This is a genomic window from Dendrosporobacter sp. 1207_IL3150, from assembly GCF_036763085.1.
Lineage (GTDB): Bacteria > Bacillota > Negativicutes > DSM-1736 > Dendrosporobacteraceae > JBAIYU01.
This window is the reverse complement of the sequence record NZ_JBAIYU010000007.1, coordinates 159,182-176,140: the sequence shown is the minus strand read 5'-3', so window position 1 is coordinate 176,140 and position 16,959 is coordinate 159,182. Positions and strand designations below refer to the sequence as shown.

At 38.5% G+C, this 16,959-nt stretch carries 15 protein-coding genes and 1 other RNA gene; all 16 read left to right on the top strand.

All coding sequences use genetic code 11. From position 1 onward, the window contains the following. Window positions 1–8: 8 nt before the first annotated feature. The 16 genes from V6C17_RS02130 to V6C17_RS02055 all read left to right on the top strand — a co-directional run bounded on the left by V6C17_RS02130 (window position 9) and on the right by V6C17_RS02055 (window position 16,898). Window positions 9–407: a single-stranded DNA-binding protein gene (locus V6C17_RS02130; protein ID WP_333520893.1), complete on the top strand. Its 399-nt coding sequence runs from the start codon at window positions 9–11 to the stop codon at window positions 405–407. Between the two features lie 17 nt (window positions 408–424). After that, the gene (gene rpsR, locus V6C17_RS02125) at window positions 425–655 is read left to right on the top strand and encodes a 30S ribosomal protein S18 (RefSeq protein WP_333520892.1); all 231 of its coding nucleotides are present in this window, start codon (window positions 425–427) and stop codon (window positions 653–655) included. A 170-nt stretch (window positions 656–825) separates the two neighbouring features. Continuing rightward, a complete protein-coding gene (locus V6C17_RS02120; protein ID WP_333520891.1) occupies window positions 826–1,134 on the top strand; it encodes a MazG-like family protein in 309 nt (102 codons plus the stop codon). Between the two features lie 5 nt (window positions 1,135–1,139). Then, window positions 1,140–2,093, top strand: a complete 954-nt coding sequence (locus tag V6C17_RS02115) for a YybS family protein (protein ID WP_333520890.1) — start codon at window positions 1,140–1,142, stop codon at window positions 2,091–2,093. Window positions 2,094–2,126: 33 nt separating this feature from the next. Further along, the gene (locus V6C17_RS02110; protein WP_333520889.1) at window positions 2,127–4,133 is read left to right on the top strand and encodes a DHH family phosphoesterase; all 2,007 of its coding nucleotides are present in this window, start codon (window positions 2,127–2,129) and stop codon (window positions 4,131–4,133) included. Continuing rightward, entirely contained in the window at window positions 4,105–4,551 is a 447-nt protein-coding gene (gene rplI, locus V6C17_RS02105) for a 50S ribosomal protein L9 (protein ID WP_333520888.1), read from the top strand. Before V6C17_RS02110 ends, rplI begins: the two co-directional genes overlap by 29 nt. Before the next feature lie 18 nt (window positions 4,552–4,569). Further along, window positions 4,570–6,504 carry a Lon family ATP-dependent protease gene (gene lonC / locus V6C17_RS02100; protein WP_333520887.1) on the top strand — a complete coding sequence of 645 codons (1,935 nt, stop codon included), beginning with the start codon at window positions 4,570–4,572 and terminating at the stop codon, window positions 6,502–6,504. A 132-nt stretch (window positions 6,505–6,636) separates the two neighbouring features. Further along, window positions 6,637–7,968 carry a replicative DNA helicase gene (gene dnaB, locus V6C17_RS02095; protein ID WP_333520886.1) on the top strand — a complete coding sequence of 444 codons (1,332 nt, stop codon included), beginning with the start codon at window positions 6,637–6,639 and terminating at the stop codon, window positions 7,966–7,968. A 249-nt stretch (window positions 7,969–8,217) separates the two neighbouring features. Then, a complete protein-coding gene (locus tag V6C17_RS02090; protein ID WP_333520885.1) occupies window positions 8,218–10,410 on the top strand; it encodes a PAS domain S-box protein in 2,193 nt (730 codons plus the stop codon). Window positions 10,411–10,624: 214 nt separating this feature from the next. Further along, window positions 10,625–11,536, top strand: coding sequence for a chemotaxis protein (locus tag V6C17_RS02085; RefSeq protein ID WP_333520884.1), 912 nt, complete (start codon window positions 10,625–10,627; stop codon window positions 11,534–11,536). Window positions 11,537–11,558: 22 nt separating this feature from the next. Beyond that, on the top strand, window positions 11,559–13,334 hold the full coding sequence (locus V6C17_RS02080; protein ID WP_333520883.1) for a methyl-accepting chemotaxis protein: 1,776 nt from the start codon (window positions 11,559–11,561) through the stop codon (window positions 13,332–13,334). A gap of 317 nt (window positions 13,335–13,651) precedes the next feature. After that, window positions 13,652–13,897, top strand: coding sequence for a helix-turn-helix domain-containing protein (locus V6C17_RS02075; protein ID WP_333520882.1), 246 nt, complete (start codon window positions 13,652–13,654; stop codon window positions 13,895–13,897). Window positions 13,898–14,209: 312 nt separating this feature from the next. Beyond that, on the top strand, window positions 14,210–15,733 hold the full coding sequence (locus tag V6C17_RS02070) for a sensor domain-containing diguanylate cyclase (RefSeq protein WP_333520881.1): 1,524 nt from the start codon (window positions 14,210–14,212) through the stop codon (window positions 15,731–15,733). Between the two features lie 242 nt (window positions 15,734–15,975). Continuing rightward, a non-coding RNA gene (gene ssrS, locus V6C17_RS02065) (6S RNA) lies at window positions 15,976–16,149 on the top strand. Between the two features lie 199 nt (window positions 16,150–16,348). Then, window positions 16,349–16,573 (top strand): hypothetical protein, encoded by a 225-nt coding sequence (locus tag V6C17_RS02060; protein WP_333520880.1) that lies wholly within the window; start codon window positions 16,349–16,351, stop codon window positions 16,571–16,573. Between the two features lie 16 nt (window positions 16,574–16,589). Continuing rightward, a complete protein-coding gene (locus V6C17_RS02055; protein ID WP_333520879.1) occupies window positions 16,590–16,898 on the top strand; it encodes a spore coat protein in 309 nt (102 codons plus the stop codon). Window positions 16,899–16,959: the final 61 nt, after the last annotated feature.

Sequence of the window (16,959 nt, the reverse complement as noted above, 5' to 3'; positions counted from 1 at the left end):
GAAATGCCATGAACAAGGTTATATTAGTTGGTCGTCTTTCTCAGGATCCCGAGGTGCGTTATACGCAAAATGGTAAAGCTGTTGCTTCTTTTAGTATTGCGGTTAATCGTTTTGCAGGATCGGGACAAAAGGAGGCTGCTGATTTTATACCCATCGTAGCGTGGGAAAAACTGGCCGAAATTTGTGGAAATAACCTTACCAAGGGACGCCGAGTGCTGGTTGAAGGCCGATTACAAATTCGTTCTTATGAAGCAAATGACGGTCAAAAACGTCGTATCGCTGAAGTAGTAGCGCAAAACATCGAGTTTCTAGACACCAAGCAGGCGGCTGGAGGCAGCTCCGGATCTCCGTATGATGCTAGTTCCTTTGGTAGTGAAGTCTTCCCTGAAGAAGAAATACCATTTTAAAGGGAGGTTAAGTCTAAATGAGACGCGAAAGAGGCAGAAAGCCTAAGAAAAAAGTTTGTAGTTTCTGCGTTGATAAAGTAGAAGCAATTGACTATAAAGAAGTTGGCAAAATTCGCCGTTATACGACTGAACGTGGAAAAATTCTTCCACGCCGTATTTCCGGTAACTGCGCTAAACATCAACGTCAAGTAACACTTGCTATTAAACGTGCTCGTAACATCGCGTTACTGCCGTTTACTGCAGAATAGATTGCTCGATAAAAGAGAGGTTATTGCCTCTCTTTTTCTATTTCCATCAGCAAATCATATTATGTTGTATTTTGGTATAGTCTGAGAGTGCTAATTTCATATATTTTCAAGCAGGAACAAGTGCTATAGACTGGCGAATATAAATGGGAAGGTTTAAGGAGGGATTACTCTTGTTTTCCCATGAATCAGAAATTTTGCGGAAGATGCGTTTAATAGAATGGCTAAAAGCAGAGTTGGTTGCTAATGTCGGCCAGCTGTATCAAGCTATGGCCAAAAACAGTGAACAGGCTATTAAAGATGGCTTGGCTAATGTTATAATATCATGTTTTATTCTAGGGCGAAGATTGGGTATTAATTTTGCAGATTTGGATGAGGCTATAATAACACGGCTAAATCAAAATATTAAAAGAGAAAATGATGTGGAGAAGTGGTTCGGTGATTTTTCCGAATACCAGCGCCATCTCCGCAATAAGAGGTGATATGTATGCAGCACAATCGTGTAAGGCCTATGGTGGAAGGTGGAATATTAGCTTCTATTGCTGTCCTTTTTGCCCTAATTAGTGCATATATGCCTTTAGTAGGGCCTTTTGTAAATTTAGTCTGGCCTGTGCCAATAATTCTTTTAGGTGTGCGTCATGGGTATAAGTGGAGCATAATGGCAACCTTTGTAGCCGGCATAATTATAGCTATGCTTATGCATCCATTAAGTGCGGTAGGTGTAGTTGTTGGTTTTGGTCTAATCGGCATTGTCTTAGGTCACGCTTTCCGTTCAAATTTTGAACCAGTGAAGACTTTGCTTTGGGGTTCAGCAGCATCACTTATCTCAAAAGTTGCTGTACTGGCTATAAGTGCAGTAGTATTGGGTATTAATCCCTTAAACATGGAAACAGAAGCGCTTTCAAAAGCCTTTGAGCAAGCTGTCGAGATGTATAGAAAACTTGGCATGAAAGAAGAAGATATAGCCGTAATATCTACCAATATGCAGTCGATGGTACAATTTATGAAACTTATCCTGCCAGCCGGCTTTGTGCTAGCTGCGATAGTAGATACCTTCTTGAATTTCCAAATCGCAAAAATTGTGCTCAAGAAACTCGGTAATCAGGTGAAGTCTTTCCCTAAATTTAAAGACTGGACTTTTCCGGGATATATTGCTTATATCTTTATACTTGCTTTAGTAGCAATGTATTGGGGCAACAGCCGGCAGATGACTACGCTGTACCATATTGCAGTAAACTTCCAAGTAATAACAAGTACACTTTTATTCATTCAAGGGCTGGCGTTATTTTACTACCTTACCGATAAATACAATTTGTCAAGGCTTGTGCGTGGTATTATACTATTCTTAATATTTACTAATGGTTTATTCACACAGATGTTAATAATTGCCGGTGCGTTCGATATGGCCTTTGACTATCGTCAGCTGCGCAGACCCCGTTAGTATGCGCTTTTAAGCAAATTGGAGGTTTAAACTATGCCTCAAGGTCCTTCTTTATGGCTGGATACACGAATATACCTTGCTGTAGCCGCAGTACTATTGTTAATAATCATGTTTTACAATAAATCGGTAGCTGTATTAGGGATAATACTATTAATTGCTTTATACCTATATGGTAGAGAAAGACATATTCAACAGCAAAAAGAATTAAATGCCTATCTTGCCAGCATGATCCAAAATGTTGGTGAATTATCAGCTTATGCAATACAAAATCTGCCCCTGGCGATTGCTCTTGTAGATTCGGACGGTCGAATAAATTGGGGTAATGAAGAGCTATCTAAATGGACAGATGGGAAGGCTAGGCTGAGCGAATCAATATTAAAATCATGGCCGTCGCTGCCGCTTGAATCATTATGGCTTAAACAGGAAAAGCATACTTTTCATCATGACGATCGTCATTACCAGGTAATTCCTAAAGTACTGAACGAAATAAAACAAGACGATCAGTTTTTAGCATTGTATATTTCTGACGTCACGTCTACCGAATTATTGCGTACCGAATGCTGCGAAAACATGCCGGTGTTAGCTTATATTCAAATAGATAATTATGATGACGTTCTACAGGGCTTAAATGATAAGCAGCGGACAGCTATTGTTGTCGAGGTTAATAAACTATTGACTGAGTGGATGACATCGCTGGAGGGCTTTATCAAGCGTTATGCGGATGATATGTATTTTGCTATCTTCAGTCGCAGAGCTCTTGAAAAGGTCTTGCATGATAAATTTGATATTCTCGATAAAGTCCGTGCCATTCATGGTACAAATAAATTTCCCGTCACTTTAAGTATAGGTGTAGCCGCTGACCGCATAACAATGGCTGATTTAGGAGACCGTGCTCAGGCGGGGCTTGACTTGGCCCTTGGACGAGGCGGTGACCAGGCTGCAGTTCATGCTGGAGGCAAAGTCCAGTTTTATGGTGGTAAAGCTAAAGCGGTCGAAAAGAACACCCGCGTTAAAGCCAGAACGGTTGCTCACACTATTCGTGAAATTATTGGCGCTTCAGATATGGTCTTAATAATGGGACATAACAATGAAGACTTTGACAGCTTAGGAGCATCTATTGGTGTCGCTAGAATGGCTCGAATGCTAGGCAAAAAGGTATATATAGTTATAAGCCAGCAGAACACTGCTGTTATTAAGCTTAATGAGTTATTTGCAGAGTATGAAGAGTATAGAGAGATTCTTATATCCCCAGCTCAGGCTACAGGCCTTCAGTTGGAAAACCCGGTACTATTTGTAGTGGATACTCACCGTCCCGAGCTAACTGCAGACCCAGAGCTTTTAGGAAAAGTAGAAAGAATAGTTGTTATTGATCATCATCGTCGTGCAGAAGAATTTATTGCAAGTCCGCTTTTAGTTTATCTCGAACCATCATCTTCTTCGACTAGTGAACTAATTACAGAGTTATTAATGTATTTTGATGAAACGGTTGATCTAACAAGAATTGATGCCACTGCCCTATATGCTGGAATTGTAGTTGATACAAAGAATTTTGCTGTACAAACAGGTGTTAGAACATTTGATGCTGCCGCCTATCTGCGCAGGTCAGGTGCTGATCCTTCACTTATTAAATTTTTATTCCGTGTGGATTATGCAGATACCAGGGCAATAGCAGAGGTGCTGTCGCGTGCTGAGATGCTGCCAAATGGACTGATATTAGCTGCATGCCAAGCCAATATAAAAAATGCTCAAGTAATTGCGGCGCAGGCCGCAGATTTGATGTTAAAAATAGAAAATGTTAAAGTTAGCATAGTACTGTTTTACATCGATGATGAAGGAATTGGCATCAGTTCCCGTTCGCATGGCGAAGTTAATGTTCAAGTTATTATGGAACAGCTCGGTGGTGGTGGTCATCAGACCATGGCCGGAGCCCAAGTAAAAAATGCTACTATGGCTGAGGTAAAAAAGAGAGTAATTGAACTCAGCAATAACTATATTGAGGAGAGTGGACAGAATGAAAGTAATACTACAGGAAGAAGTTAAAAAGCTTGGTAAAAAGGGCGATATTATAGAAGTTTCCGAAGGCTATGCTCGTAATTTCCTATTGCCAAAAAAATTAGCGGTAGAAGCTACTGCTACAAATGTTAATAGTATCAACCAAAAGAAAGCCTCAGAAGCACGTAAGCAGCAGCAGGCAATTGATGAAGCAAAGCTTCTAGCTGCCCAAATTTCAAAGCTTGAAGTTACTATTCCGGTTAAGACTGGTGAAGGCGGTAAGCTATTCGGTTCAGTAACAGCAAAGGACATCGCTGATGCATTAGTAGCTCAGCATAAAATAGACTTAGACAAAAGAAAAATTGAAATAAAAGATGCTATCAAAGGCCTTGGTACATATCCGGTTACAATAAAAGTACATCCTGAAATTACTAGCCGGATACAAGTGCATATTACTGCAGGTTAGAAAGAGGACTAAATATATATGAAAGATTTTTTTAACAAATTTCTCCGCAAGGAACCAGCAATGTCTAAAATTACAGCAGATGAACAGCTTAAACGCCAGGTGGCAGCAATATATGGTATGCTATCCGGAATATTAGGCTCAGAAAAGGTTGTTCTTAAAGCGGGAAAGCTTGATGCGCTTGAATTAATGCGCTCAGAAAGCGTACCTGAAAGGGTTTTGGCACTGCAAAAACTGGTATTCGAGGATCCAACTGTTGATAAATTACCAACTTACGAGGAAATACCAGCTATTCTCGAGGATATCGAGGAAGAGTTAGCGGATTTGATGGCGCGTCGGGCAGTCGAAGAAAAAATCGAGAAATTGATTGTTGAAAAGATGGAAGAACGCCACCAAGAATATGTTAGAGAAATCAAAATGCAGGTACTCAAAGAAGAACAAAATGTTGAAAGTCCGCAAACACTGAAAAAGTTTGCTATGCTTGAAAAGCTGGAGCAGAAAAAACTTACTAAATCCCTTATGGAATTACTGCGACCTTCTTCGCTGAACGAGATTGTTGGTCAGGAGCGGGCTGTTGAGTCACTCCGGGCGAAGCTGGCATCTCCATATCCTCAGCATCTGATAGTTTATGGTCCACCGGGTGTTGGTAAGACTACTGCGGCTCGTCTTGTACTCGAGGAGGCTAAAAAACTAAAGTTTACCCCTTTCGCACAAGATGCTCCATTTGTTGAAGTTGATGGTACTACACTGAGGTGGGATCCGCGCGACATGACAAATCCACTTCTGGGTTCGGTTCATGATCCTATATACCAAGGGGCGCGTCGTGATTTAGCTGAAACTGGGGTGCCAGAACCTAAGCCAGGTCTGGTAACCGATGCGCATGGCGGCATCCTGTTCATTGATGAAATTGGTGAAATGGACCCAATGCTCCAAAACAAATTGCTTAAGGTATTGGAAGACAAAAGGGTATCCTTTGACTCAACCTACTATGATTCTACCGATCCGAATGTACCGAAGTATATTAAAAAGCTATTTGAGGAAGGCGCACCAGCCGATTTCATTCTTATAGGAGCTACCACGCGTGATTCGAGCGATATTAATCCAGCTGTTAGATCACGTTGTGCAGAGATCTATTTTGAACCCCTGACACCTAAACACATCGAAGAGATTGTATATAATGCGGCAGTAAAGCTAGACGTACAAATGGATCCGGATGTGCCGCGTCTTATAAGTGAATACACCATTGAAGGCCGAAAGGCTCTAAATATACTAGCAGATGCTTATGGACTCGCTTTGTACCGTGAGGGAGAAGAGAGTGAGCAGGCTATTTCAATTACTAAAGAGGATGTTTATCGCGTAGTTCAAGTAAGCAGGTTATCACCTTTTGTTAATCAAAAGGCTTCTGTTAGTGCTGAGATAGGCAAAGTGTTCGGACTTGGCGTGGCCGGCTATTTGGGTTCTGTATTGGAAATCGAAGCTGTTTCTTTCCCTTCTTCCGAAAAGGGAAAAGGCAGTATGAGGTTTAATGATACTGCTGGCAGCATGGCTAAAGATTCGGTATTTAATGCAGGAGCTGTAGTTCGCAAAATTACAGGTGAAGATCTAGGTAATTATGACATTCACATAAACATTATCGGCGGTGGAAGAATTGACGGACCTTCAGCAGGTACAGCTATTTTAGCTGCCATAATATCGGCTATTACTGGTCGTCCAATTCGCCAAGATGTTGCGATTACTGGCGAAATATCAATTCAGGGCAAAGTAAAAGCCGTAGGCGGAGTTTTTGAAAAAGCCTACGGAGCTAAACAGGCTGGAATTACTACGCTCGTCATACCAAAAGAAAACGCACAGGATATTCCTAAAGGACATTTAGGGCTTGATATAAGACCTGTGGAGACAGCTGAAGAAGCACTCGCTGTGCTATTTCCAAAGACCGAAGCAGAAGCCAGTGCTTAATAGATAAATGTTCGTAGATGAGGGCGGCGAAAGCCGCCCTATTTTTAAAGATTAGAAACAGGTAACTAAATATACCTGTAATAAGCCCTATATAGGGATTGTAAGTGCTTTTTAATGCAGGAGGGAAGTTGTTTGATAGAAAGAATACCACCACAGAACCTTGAAGCCGAGCAAGCTGTGCTTGGCGGTATGCTCATTGAGCGTGAGGCTATATCGAAAGTTGCAGAATTTCTGCGACCAGAGGATTTTTATCGTGAAGCTCATCGCTTGATATTTGGGGCGATGCAAGAGCTATTCAATAAAAATGAACCGGTAGATTTGGTAACAGTAACAGAATATCTGCGCAAGGCCGATAAGCTTGAGAATGCCGGCGGTATTGCCTACATAACTTCATTAGCTAATAGTGTGCCGACAGCAGCCAATATAACCTATCATGGAAAAATCGTTGAAGAAAAATCACTGCTTCGCCAGTTAATCAATTCTGCTACCAATATCGCGGGACTTGGTTATGAGGCCAGTGAAGAAGTTGCCAATATTTTAGATAAAGCCGAGAAGATGATTCTCGAAGTCTCGGGACGAAAAATCGGCGGAGATTTTACACCGATAAAGAGCATAATATTTGATGCTTTTGGTAAAATTGAACAGCTTTATGCTTCAAAGGGCGGTATTACTGGTCTGGCTTCAGGCTTTAAGGATTTAGACCGCCTCACTTCAGGCTTGCAGGCGTCAGACTTGATACTTGTTGCTGCTCGTCCGAGTATGGGGAAAACAGCCTTTACCCTTAATATTGCGTCAAATGTTGCTATTAGGGAGAAACAGGCTGTTGCATTCTTTAGCCTGGAGATGTCTAAGGAGCAGCTGGTACAAAGGATGCTTTGTGCGGAGGCTTCAATTGATTCACAGCGACTGAGGATAGGTGAGCTTGAGGACCGAGACTGGTCTAAGCTCATTAGTGCTGCGGATAGGCTGTCGTCTGCTCCAATATTTATCGACGATACTCCTGGTATAACCGTAATGGAGATGCGTTCAAAAGCGCGGAGGCTTAAAATTGAACATGACCTTAAGTTGATTATCATTGACTACCTGCAGCTAATGCAGGGCAGCGGCTCAAAAGGCGGAGAAAACCGTCAGCAGGAAATCTCTGAAATATCCCGCTCACTTAAGGCTTTGGCCAGGGAGGTTAATGTGCCTGTTATTGCCTTGTCTCAGCTCAGCCGTAGTGTTGAGTCACGCCAGGTAAAAAAACCTATGCTGAGCGACTTGCGCGAATCTGGTTCTCTAGAGCAAGATGCGGATATTGTAGCTTTCTTATACCGCGAAGATTACTATAACCCTGACACTGAAAACAAAAATATAACCGAAGTAATAATAGCTAAACACCGTAACGGTCCAGTAGATACTGTTCAGCTATTCTTCCATAAGCAATTTACTAAGTTTGCTGATTTATCGCGAATGCAGGGGTAAGCTTTTGTGTCGTTTTACCCATAAAGTGAAAATGATATACCTTAAACTTAAAATAAATTAAAGTCACTATCGAATGATAGTGACTTTAATTTATTTGCTCATTTTAAAGATAAGTTCCATTTTGTTGAAGTGCTCTTATTATCTCCGATGGGCTCGCCTTTTGTAAGAATTGTGATTACAAATTATTGTAGGCTATAGTCAAAAGAGCTATAATCAAAATTGTCGATTTCTATTAAAGAGGTTCGTATTATGTATAAATTGAATTTGAATATTAGAAAGTTACTAGAATCATTAGCGAGTTCGCCATTGGATTATACAAGTATAGTAAATAAGGAAGGTATCTATCTATATGTCAGCCCTTCGATATCGAATTTTCTTGGTATAAACAGAGAGGATATAGAGGGTAAATCATTAAAAGATTTGGGATTTTCAGGAGATATAATATTAAATATTGAAAAAGAAATTCAACAAGTATTAGTAACAGGAAGGGTATATAAAGGCGAAACGGCTTTTCCTATTGGAAATACCGTTTCGTATTACGAAGTTGTTAGATGTCCTGTTTACAATGATTCCGGTAGTCAGGTGGAAGCAGTTCTTAATATTGGACGGGATATTACTGAAAAAAAGAGACTTGAAACTGAGTTAATTGCTAGTGAACAAAAATACAGAGACCTTTTTAATGCGCTTAATGATGGCGTCGCAATTCATGGATTTCAAGAAGGGGAAAATCCTTTTACTAATTTCTTTGAGGTAAATGAAACTTATTGTAAACAACGGGGTTACACTAGAGATGAGTTATTAAAATTAACTCCGTTAGACATTCATCCTTCTCAAGTAGCTGATAAAGATATAAAAGGTCTTGTAAGCAAAATAATTGCTAATAAGGAATTGATTTTTGAAAAAGAGCATTGCAGGAAAGATGGGACTATATTTCCTGTTGAGATTAATAATAGAATAATTAATTTTCAGGGGAAAACAGCCTGCTTGTCAATTATACGGGATATTAGTCAGCGTAAATTGATGGAATCTAAGGCTATGAATAGCGAAAAACGTTATAGAGGACTATTTAACAATATGAAGGATGGAGCTGTTGTTCATCGGTTCAATAGTAAAGACGTTTATCAACCCATCATTGAAGTTAATAATGTAATGTGTGATATGCTAGGGTATTCAAAAGAGGAACTTGCAAATCTAACCTCAGTTAATCGTAGCTCACATGTTTTCAAAATCGATGTTTTAAAGGTAAAAGACATATTAAAAGATAAAGGAAGTATGCTATTTGAGACTTACCTTGAAAACAAAGGCGGTAAAAAAATTCCAGTCGAAATAAATTGTCACGTTTTTGATTTAGATAATGAACCTGTATTTTTATCTATTGTAAGAGATATTTCTGAAAGGAAAATATCAGAAGAACGAATTAAGTTTTTTAGCGAGCATGATGCACTCACAGGACTTTATAATAGAGGCTATTTTGAAAACATACTAAAGAAGTACAAGGCTGAAAAAAGAAAACCTAAAGGCATTCTTATTTGCGATCTTGACGGGTTGAAAATTATAAATGATACTTTAGGCCACGAGGTTGGAGATAATCTTATTATTTCTGCAGCGAATGTACTTGTTAAATGTGTACCGAATGAAGAAGCAATTATCGCAAGGATTGGTGGCGATGAGTTTGCAATAATTATAAAAAATAATGCAAGCTGTAGTGCTAAAGATATTTGTGAAAGAGTTAGACAAAGCATTATCAATAGTAACCAGAATAAGGATATTGCACCCTTAAGAATGTCAATAGGCTATTCTGATAACGAAGATGGGTCCTTTGACATAGAAGGTATGCTCAAGCAAGCCGATGATCTAATGTATAAAGATAAGCTAAGTAAAAAGCAAGATGGTGTAAATACTATTGCTCGGGAGTTTATAGAATCAACTAATAACAAGCCTTTTGCAAAAGAGAATGTAGAGCATGTTCAAAAAATAATTACTCTATTTGCGCAGAACTTGGGTTTTTCAGAATCTCATATAACTGATTTAAGATTATTTGCTAAGTTTCATGATATTGGTAAAGTAGTAGTGCCGGAGCAAATTCTATTAAAAAAAGGAAGCCTTAGCGAAAAAGAATGGGGAGAAATTCGCCGTCATCCGGAAATAGGATATCGAATTTGCAAAATGCTCCCAGATATACTGCATGTACCAGAGTGGATTCTCAAACACCACGAGTGGTGGAATGGCGAAGGTTATCCTATTGGACTCAAAGGTGAAGAGATACCACTAGAGTGCAGGATTCTTGCAATAATAGATTCATACGATGCAATGCTAAGCGAAAGACCTTATCGGCGGGCACTCACTAAAGAAGATGCTATAAAGGAGCTTCAGAAAGGCGCAGGAAAACAGTTCGACCCCGACTTAACTAAACGATTTGTTGCGCTTATCAGCAATTATTAGTGTGAAGTTCCTATAAAAATAATTAAATAAACTCGGAAGTAGGGAGATAGCCTCATGGCGGCTATCTCCCTACTTTTTTAAAAATAAAGTTATATATCAAAATCATTACTTTTTATGTAAATTTATTGCTATTAGCCTAAAGGTATTTTTGAATATTGCGTAGAATAGCAATATTCGTAAAACTTTGTCGATTTTATTTGAGAGAGGGAATTGCGTGGCTAATATCAATTCAACTTCTATTTTATTAGAGTCAGGTACTAACGAATTCGAAATTGTCGAATTCACTGTTGGTAATGTAAACTATGGAATCAATGTAGCAAAAGTGAGGGAGATTATTAGACCCCTCCCTGTAACTAAAATACCGGGTATGCCAAAAGTAATCGAAGGTATAATTGAGTTAAGAGGAAGAGTAATAACAATTGTTAATCTAGGCGTTCGACTAGATAACCCAGACTATAACGACAAAGAGAAGCACATTATCGTTTGTGAGTTCAATAATACATACGTTGGTTTTCTAGTAAATTCAGTTCTCAGGATACATAGAATATCATGGGAAAAAATGGAGCCGGTTCCTAATACAATTGATACTAACGTTGCAACAGGCATTATTAAAATGGAAAATAAACTGGTCGTGTTACTTGATTTTGAGCAAATTCTGATGGAAGTAAGTCCAGAAATAGCACAAAAATTAAGTCAAAAACCTGTATCAAGTGTTGACGTTATTGAAAATAGGGCTAACAAAAAAATACTTATTGCAGAGGACTCAAGGATGTTAAGGGACTTGCTGATCCAAACACTCCATGATTCTGGATATAAAAACTTATTAGTTTATGAAAACGGTCGCGATGCTTGGAACACTTTAGATAAGTTATCACATAATGACAGAGAAATTTCTCAGGATGTAAACATAGTAATTACCGATATAGAAATGCCGCAAATGGATGGCCATCACTTATTAAAAAGAATTAAGGAAAATCCTAAACTTAATGTATTGCCAGTTGTTATTTTTTCATCACTAATAAATCCTGAGATGCGTCGTAAGGGAGAATCATTAGGCGCAATATCGCAAATTACTAAGCCTGAAATATCAGAACTTATTAGCGAAATAGATAAATATTCACTATAAAAAATTAATATATGAGGGGATTATGATGAGTAGCATACGTAATAAAATTGTCCTATGTTCATTCTTAATTTGTTTAATTTCAATAGTCTGCATAGCTGGCTACGATATATATAAGTCAGTAAAGACTTTTAAAGAAGACGTTATTAGTTATAGGAAAACACTATTAGACCAATTTGATCGCAGTATAAAACTAGAGGTAGAAACAGCACTCAGTTTAGTTTCAGACGTATATCGGCAACAGCAGAAGGGGCTTATCACTGAACCTGAAGCTAAAAAGAAAGCAGCTGACTTAGTTAGAAGTTTAAGGTTTGACAACGGGAATTATTTTTGGATTGATAACTATCAAGGTGTAAACGTTGTATTACTGGGTAGACCCCAAGAAGGTGTATCAAGGCTCGAAGCCAAAGATTCTCAAGGACATGAATTTATTAAAGATCTAATAAAAAATGGTAGGCAGCAAGGTGGGGGATATACAGACTATTACTTTCCAAAACCAAATCAGAATGAAGCATTACCCAAAAGAGCGTATACCCAATCTTTTGAACCCTATGAGTGGGTTATCGGGACAGGTAACTGGATTGATGACATTGATGCTGTTGTTAACAAGAAAGAGCAAGAGTATTATGAATCCTTAAAATCTGAAATTTATGCTAAAATAGGTATTTCATTAATAATCTTAATTGTAGCCGGTATAGTATCATTTAGATTTGGAAACTCGCTATCGCGTCCTATTGAAAACGCTACCAACCAGGTAAACAAACTAGCATCAGGTGATTTTAATACTAAGTTCAAAGAAGAAGATTTAGCTAGGTCCGATGAAATAGGGCAAATATCAAAATCTCTAAAACAGATGAGTACGCAACTACGTGACCTTATTAAGCAAATAAGATCAAGCGCTGAGCATCTTGCAGCTGCCAGTGAAGAACTTAGTGCTGGGGCTGAGCAATCATCACTAGCAATTCAACAAGTTGCAACAACCATCACAGATATGGCCGAGAGCTCAGCTAAACAGGTGTCTACCGTTAGTGAGACTACTATCACAGTAGAAGAAATAACAGCATCAATAGACCATATTGCGCAAAATGCCAATTATCTATCTGAGATGTCAGAAGAAACAGCACAGACTACTCATAACGGCCAATCAATTATTCAAAAGGCAATTAATCAAATTAGTACTGTCGGCAAAGGGACGGATCAGACGGCTGAGGCGGTTAACGGCTTAAAAGAAAGCTCTGCCCAAATAGAAGCGATTATTGAATTAATTTCAGGTATAGCCGGACAGACTAATCTTCTTGCACTTAATGCTGCTATTGAAGCAGCACGTGCTGGCGAACAAGGCAGGGGATTTGCAGTCGTTGCTGAAGAAGTGAGGAAACTAGCCGAACAGACAGAAAACGCCACTCACAAAATTTCTAGCATTATTAAGTTAAATAATGAACAAATTTTAGATACAGTATCTAGAATGAATGCTGCTAAAAGTGATGTCACTGATGGAATAAAGCTCGTAAATGAAGCCGGGGAAGGGTTCCGGGACATTTTTAGCAAGGTCGGAAAGTTATCTGAGAGAGTTCGTGAAATGTCAGGTTCACTTCAAGAAATGGCGGCAGGAAGCCAACACATAGTTCAGTCTATTGCAGAAATTGAACAAGAAAGTAAGCATGGGCAAGCTAATGCAGAAACAGTCGCAGCTGCAACTGAAGAACAATCCGCAACGGCTGACGAGATTGCTTCATCTAGCCGTTCGTTAGCAAAGTTAGCGACTGATCTTCAAGAGGTAACTTTAAAATTTAAGGTATAATATAAAAAAGGCACACATAGTGCCTTTTTTATATTATCTATACAATTAAATAGATTAGTTAATCCCTTAGTATCCGTAACCTGATACTGCTATCGGTTGTAGGCCATAGTATAACAATTTTTTGGTATACATCTAGTAAGCATACCAATTTAAGTGCTTTGTGATATCATATTAGGAATAGTTACCAATACCGTTTATTCGATTAAAATATAGTTACCTTAGTAAATTTTCGTGGTAAAATACAAAACGAGTGTCATAATTTGTCGAATGACTTAAGCAATTATAAAATCACGAAAATATTACCAGGGGAGTATAACTTGGAAAAACTAGATTTATCTACTTTAAAAAGAATGACTTTGGGCGAAAGAATAAAATATCTTAGAAAAATTCGTGGTTTCCACAAAAGGCAGGATTTCGTGGATGCTGTTAACGAAAGTTCCTACCAGTACTTATGGGAAATTGAACTAGGGAACAAATCTAATATTCCTAAAAGTTTAATACTTAGAATAGCAGAAGTTCTTAATGTGCCAACAAAGATACTGGAGGATGGGGTAAGGGATTAACCGATAATGACTCTAAAATTCTTCAAACTATATATTAGCGAACTTAAAAAAGGATCGTAATAATTACATACATCCATTATAATTGTGTTCCATACCATATTCTATGGCGTTTTAAGATACGCCTTTGTTTAAATTAGACGATCATGTTGAACTAGGACTGCTGCCATTTGTTTTGCAAGCGATAGAGCTTGCAATTTTTTTTGTAAAAGTTATTGGCAGGCCTTCTAAGAATACTTGAAATTCATGGGAAAGAGGGAATCTGCAAAAAATATCGAATTAATAGTTTTTACTTTATTCAAGGTGGGAGCTTATTTGAAATTATCAACAAAAATTAAATGGGTTGTTGTATTATTACTATTTTTTACGGCGATTGCGCAAATAATTGGAACGCAATATGTAATAAGAACTGCTGGGGAAAAACTTATAGCCGAAATGAATGAAGATGCTGCTAATAACCAAATTAGACAGCTTAGAACGCTAATTGATAGAACTGAGAGCGTATTAAACCTAATAGCTAAAGATAAGCAGTTACAACGTGACAAAGAACATCTCGACACTGCAACCTCAATGCTTCCGGATGTAAATGCCCTTATTATAACTAATGATAAAGGTGACATAGTTAAAGCTGGTATATATGACGAATCTCTGATTGGCCAAAATGTATCCTATCGTGAATATTTCCAAGGAGCTATGCAAGGGAATACTGTTATTACTGGCGTATTCCAAGGAATTGATGGCAGACAGGTGATCGCTATTGCTGTTCCTATCAAGGAAGATGATGGGTCTGTATCTGGAGTAGTTGTAGGACTTATTTGGGTAAGGGAAAGTAATTTAGCCGAACTATTTGACCATCGAGAATTTGGGCGTAACGGTTTAATAACTATTTTGGACAGAGAGGGAAACATTGTCTACCATTCTAATAAAAATAGAATCGGTAACAAGCATGTTGCATTTAATAGTGTCCAAACAAGATTAGAGTATGGGAATCGGTCTTTTACATTTAAGGATAAAGATGGTATAGAATATTATGCATCTATTGCCCAGGGACCCAAAACTCAATGGATTGCAGTAGTTCAAACTCCGGTTTCCGAATTAGAAATAATGCAGAAACCTATCACTTACGGTGTATTAATTACGCTAGGTGCGATGGTACTAATCTTTCTGATTATATCATCCTTCTCTATTAATATGATTACTAAGCCGCTGGTAAAGGTTACTGAAGCCTTTAATTCGCTTCGTTCCGGTAAGTATCAGAAAATAAAGCCTGCTGAAACTGGAAATGAAGATGAAATTATTGAACTAGTGCTGGCATATAACCAGACGGTTGATGAACTTGAGCAGCTGCATGCAAAACTGTCTGATGAAGCTGAAATTGACGGACTGACTGGTATTTATAATCGAAGGAGTTTTAATAATGCGATTGAGAGTCTGAAAAACACAGCGCAAAGGAATTTAGTTAATACTACAGTACTTTTTATCGATCTTGATTATTTTAAGCGCTATAATGATACTCATGGTCATCTGCAGGGTGATGATTTGCTCAAAAAGTTTGCTAAAATAATGAGTGAGACGGCTGGAGAGCGGTCGGCATTTCGTTATGGCGGTGACGAATTCGCTGTTATTCTGCGAGGGCAAAATTCTGAACAAGGAAAATTGATTGGAGAGAATATGCGCACTCGCTTTGAGCAGTTAGAATCTGGATGTACTTTAAGTGTCGGCGTAGCATCAATTCCAGAACATACGGAAAGTATTGAGAAAATGCTAGACTATGCCGATAAAGCTTTATATACAAGCAAGTTGACGCGCAATAAGGTTACTGTGTGCATGAAGGAATAGTATAGTGCTTCGGAGCATTTTAACGGTTGAGCTTAATACGAATTGTTAACAGTTAACTAATATAGTGTTGGCTGTGTACTATCCAAAGATCATATTGAACTAAAATGAAACAATGCGAGCATAATTACGTTAGGATAAGAGTAATAGCGCATACTGACGATTGTATGTATCTATTCAATATAGTCAGCCTAAAATCGTATTGAGCTCGCGAGGTATATATGGTATTATAGGTGATGTCGAAACAATGCCTGAGATGAACGTCAGCTTAATTTATGTCTAACCTACTTTTATATTAAGGGAATTTAATGTTATGCAGCTGTCGAGCCGCCTATGAGTGGATGACAAAAACATAGCTAGGATGCCCACCTGCGAGTTGCGGGTTTAGACATAGATGGTAACGTCATTACGGGCTTTAATATTTATCAAAATAACCGTGGCTAAGCCACGGTTATTTTTTATGTCCAAAAACATAAAGAATAACTTATTAAAAGTGGGATAAGATAAGACAGAAATACGGAATTTTAGCTTCTAAAACAAGCTTGAATAAAATTCCACATATTTAGTGTACATATGACCAAACTAATAGTAATAAATCAAAGGAGTTGAGTTAATTACATGCGCCAACTTATGGATGCAGAAGTATTGTCACTTGCCAAGCTATTGGAGATGGAGATCAACGGGCTTGCAGTTGCTAAAACAAGCAGGTTAGCTGTTTCGGACGAACAATTACAAAGAATGTATGAGACGGGAATAACTGCTGCTGAGGCGAGGATAGCCGGGCTTCAGCAGTTCATAAACGAGAACCAATTAGCTGGCTACCAGGAAACTAACATTCAATAAGGAGGAGTTGTTTAATATGTCATCATTAATCGGTTCAGTTTTCTCAGCTACCGCTGATACTTCGGCAGATCAAACTTTAGCATATACTGCAACATCTAGTGTAGCAGCAAACGCACAAGCTTATTTTGCGGCTGCTTTAACTGCAACGACTCCAGAAGTAAGAAGATTATTCACTGACTATTGCATGCAGGGGCTAATGAGCCATGAAGCACTTATGGGCTTAATGATAAAAAAGGAATGGACAAAACCGTATGATCGTCCCAATAGTCAGTTAGAAGGTATCTTCCAACAGTCCCAACAAATGATGCAGCAAGCCCAACAATAACACATATATTGGCCGTCCAGAAGGGCGGCCTTAGTTATAGAAAATAGGAATATAAAATAAA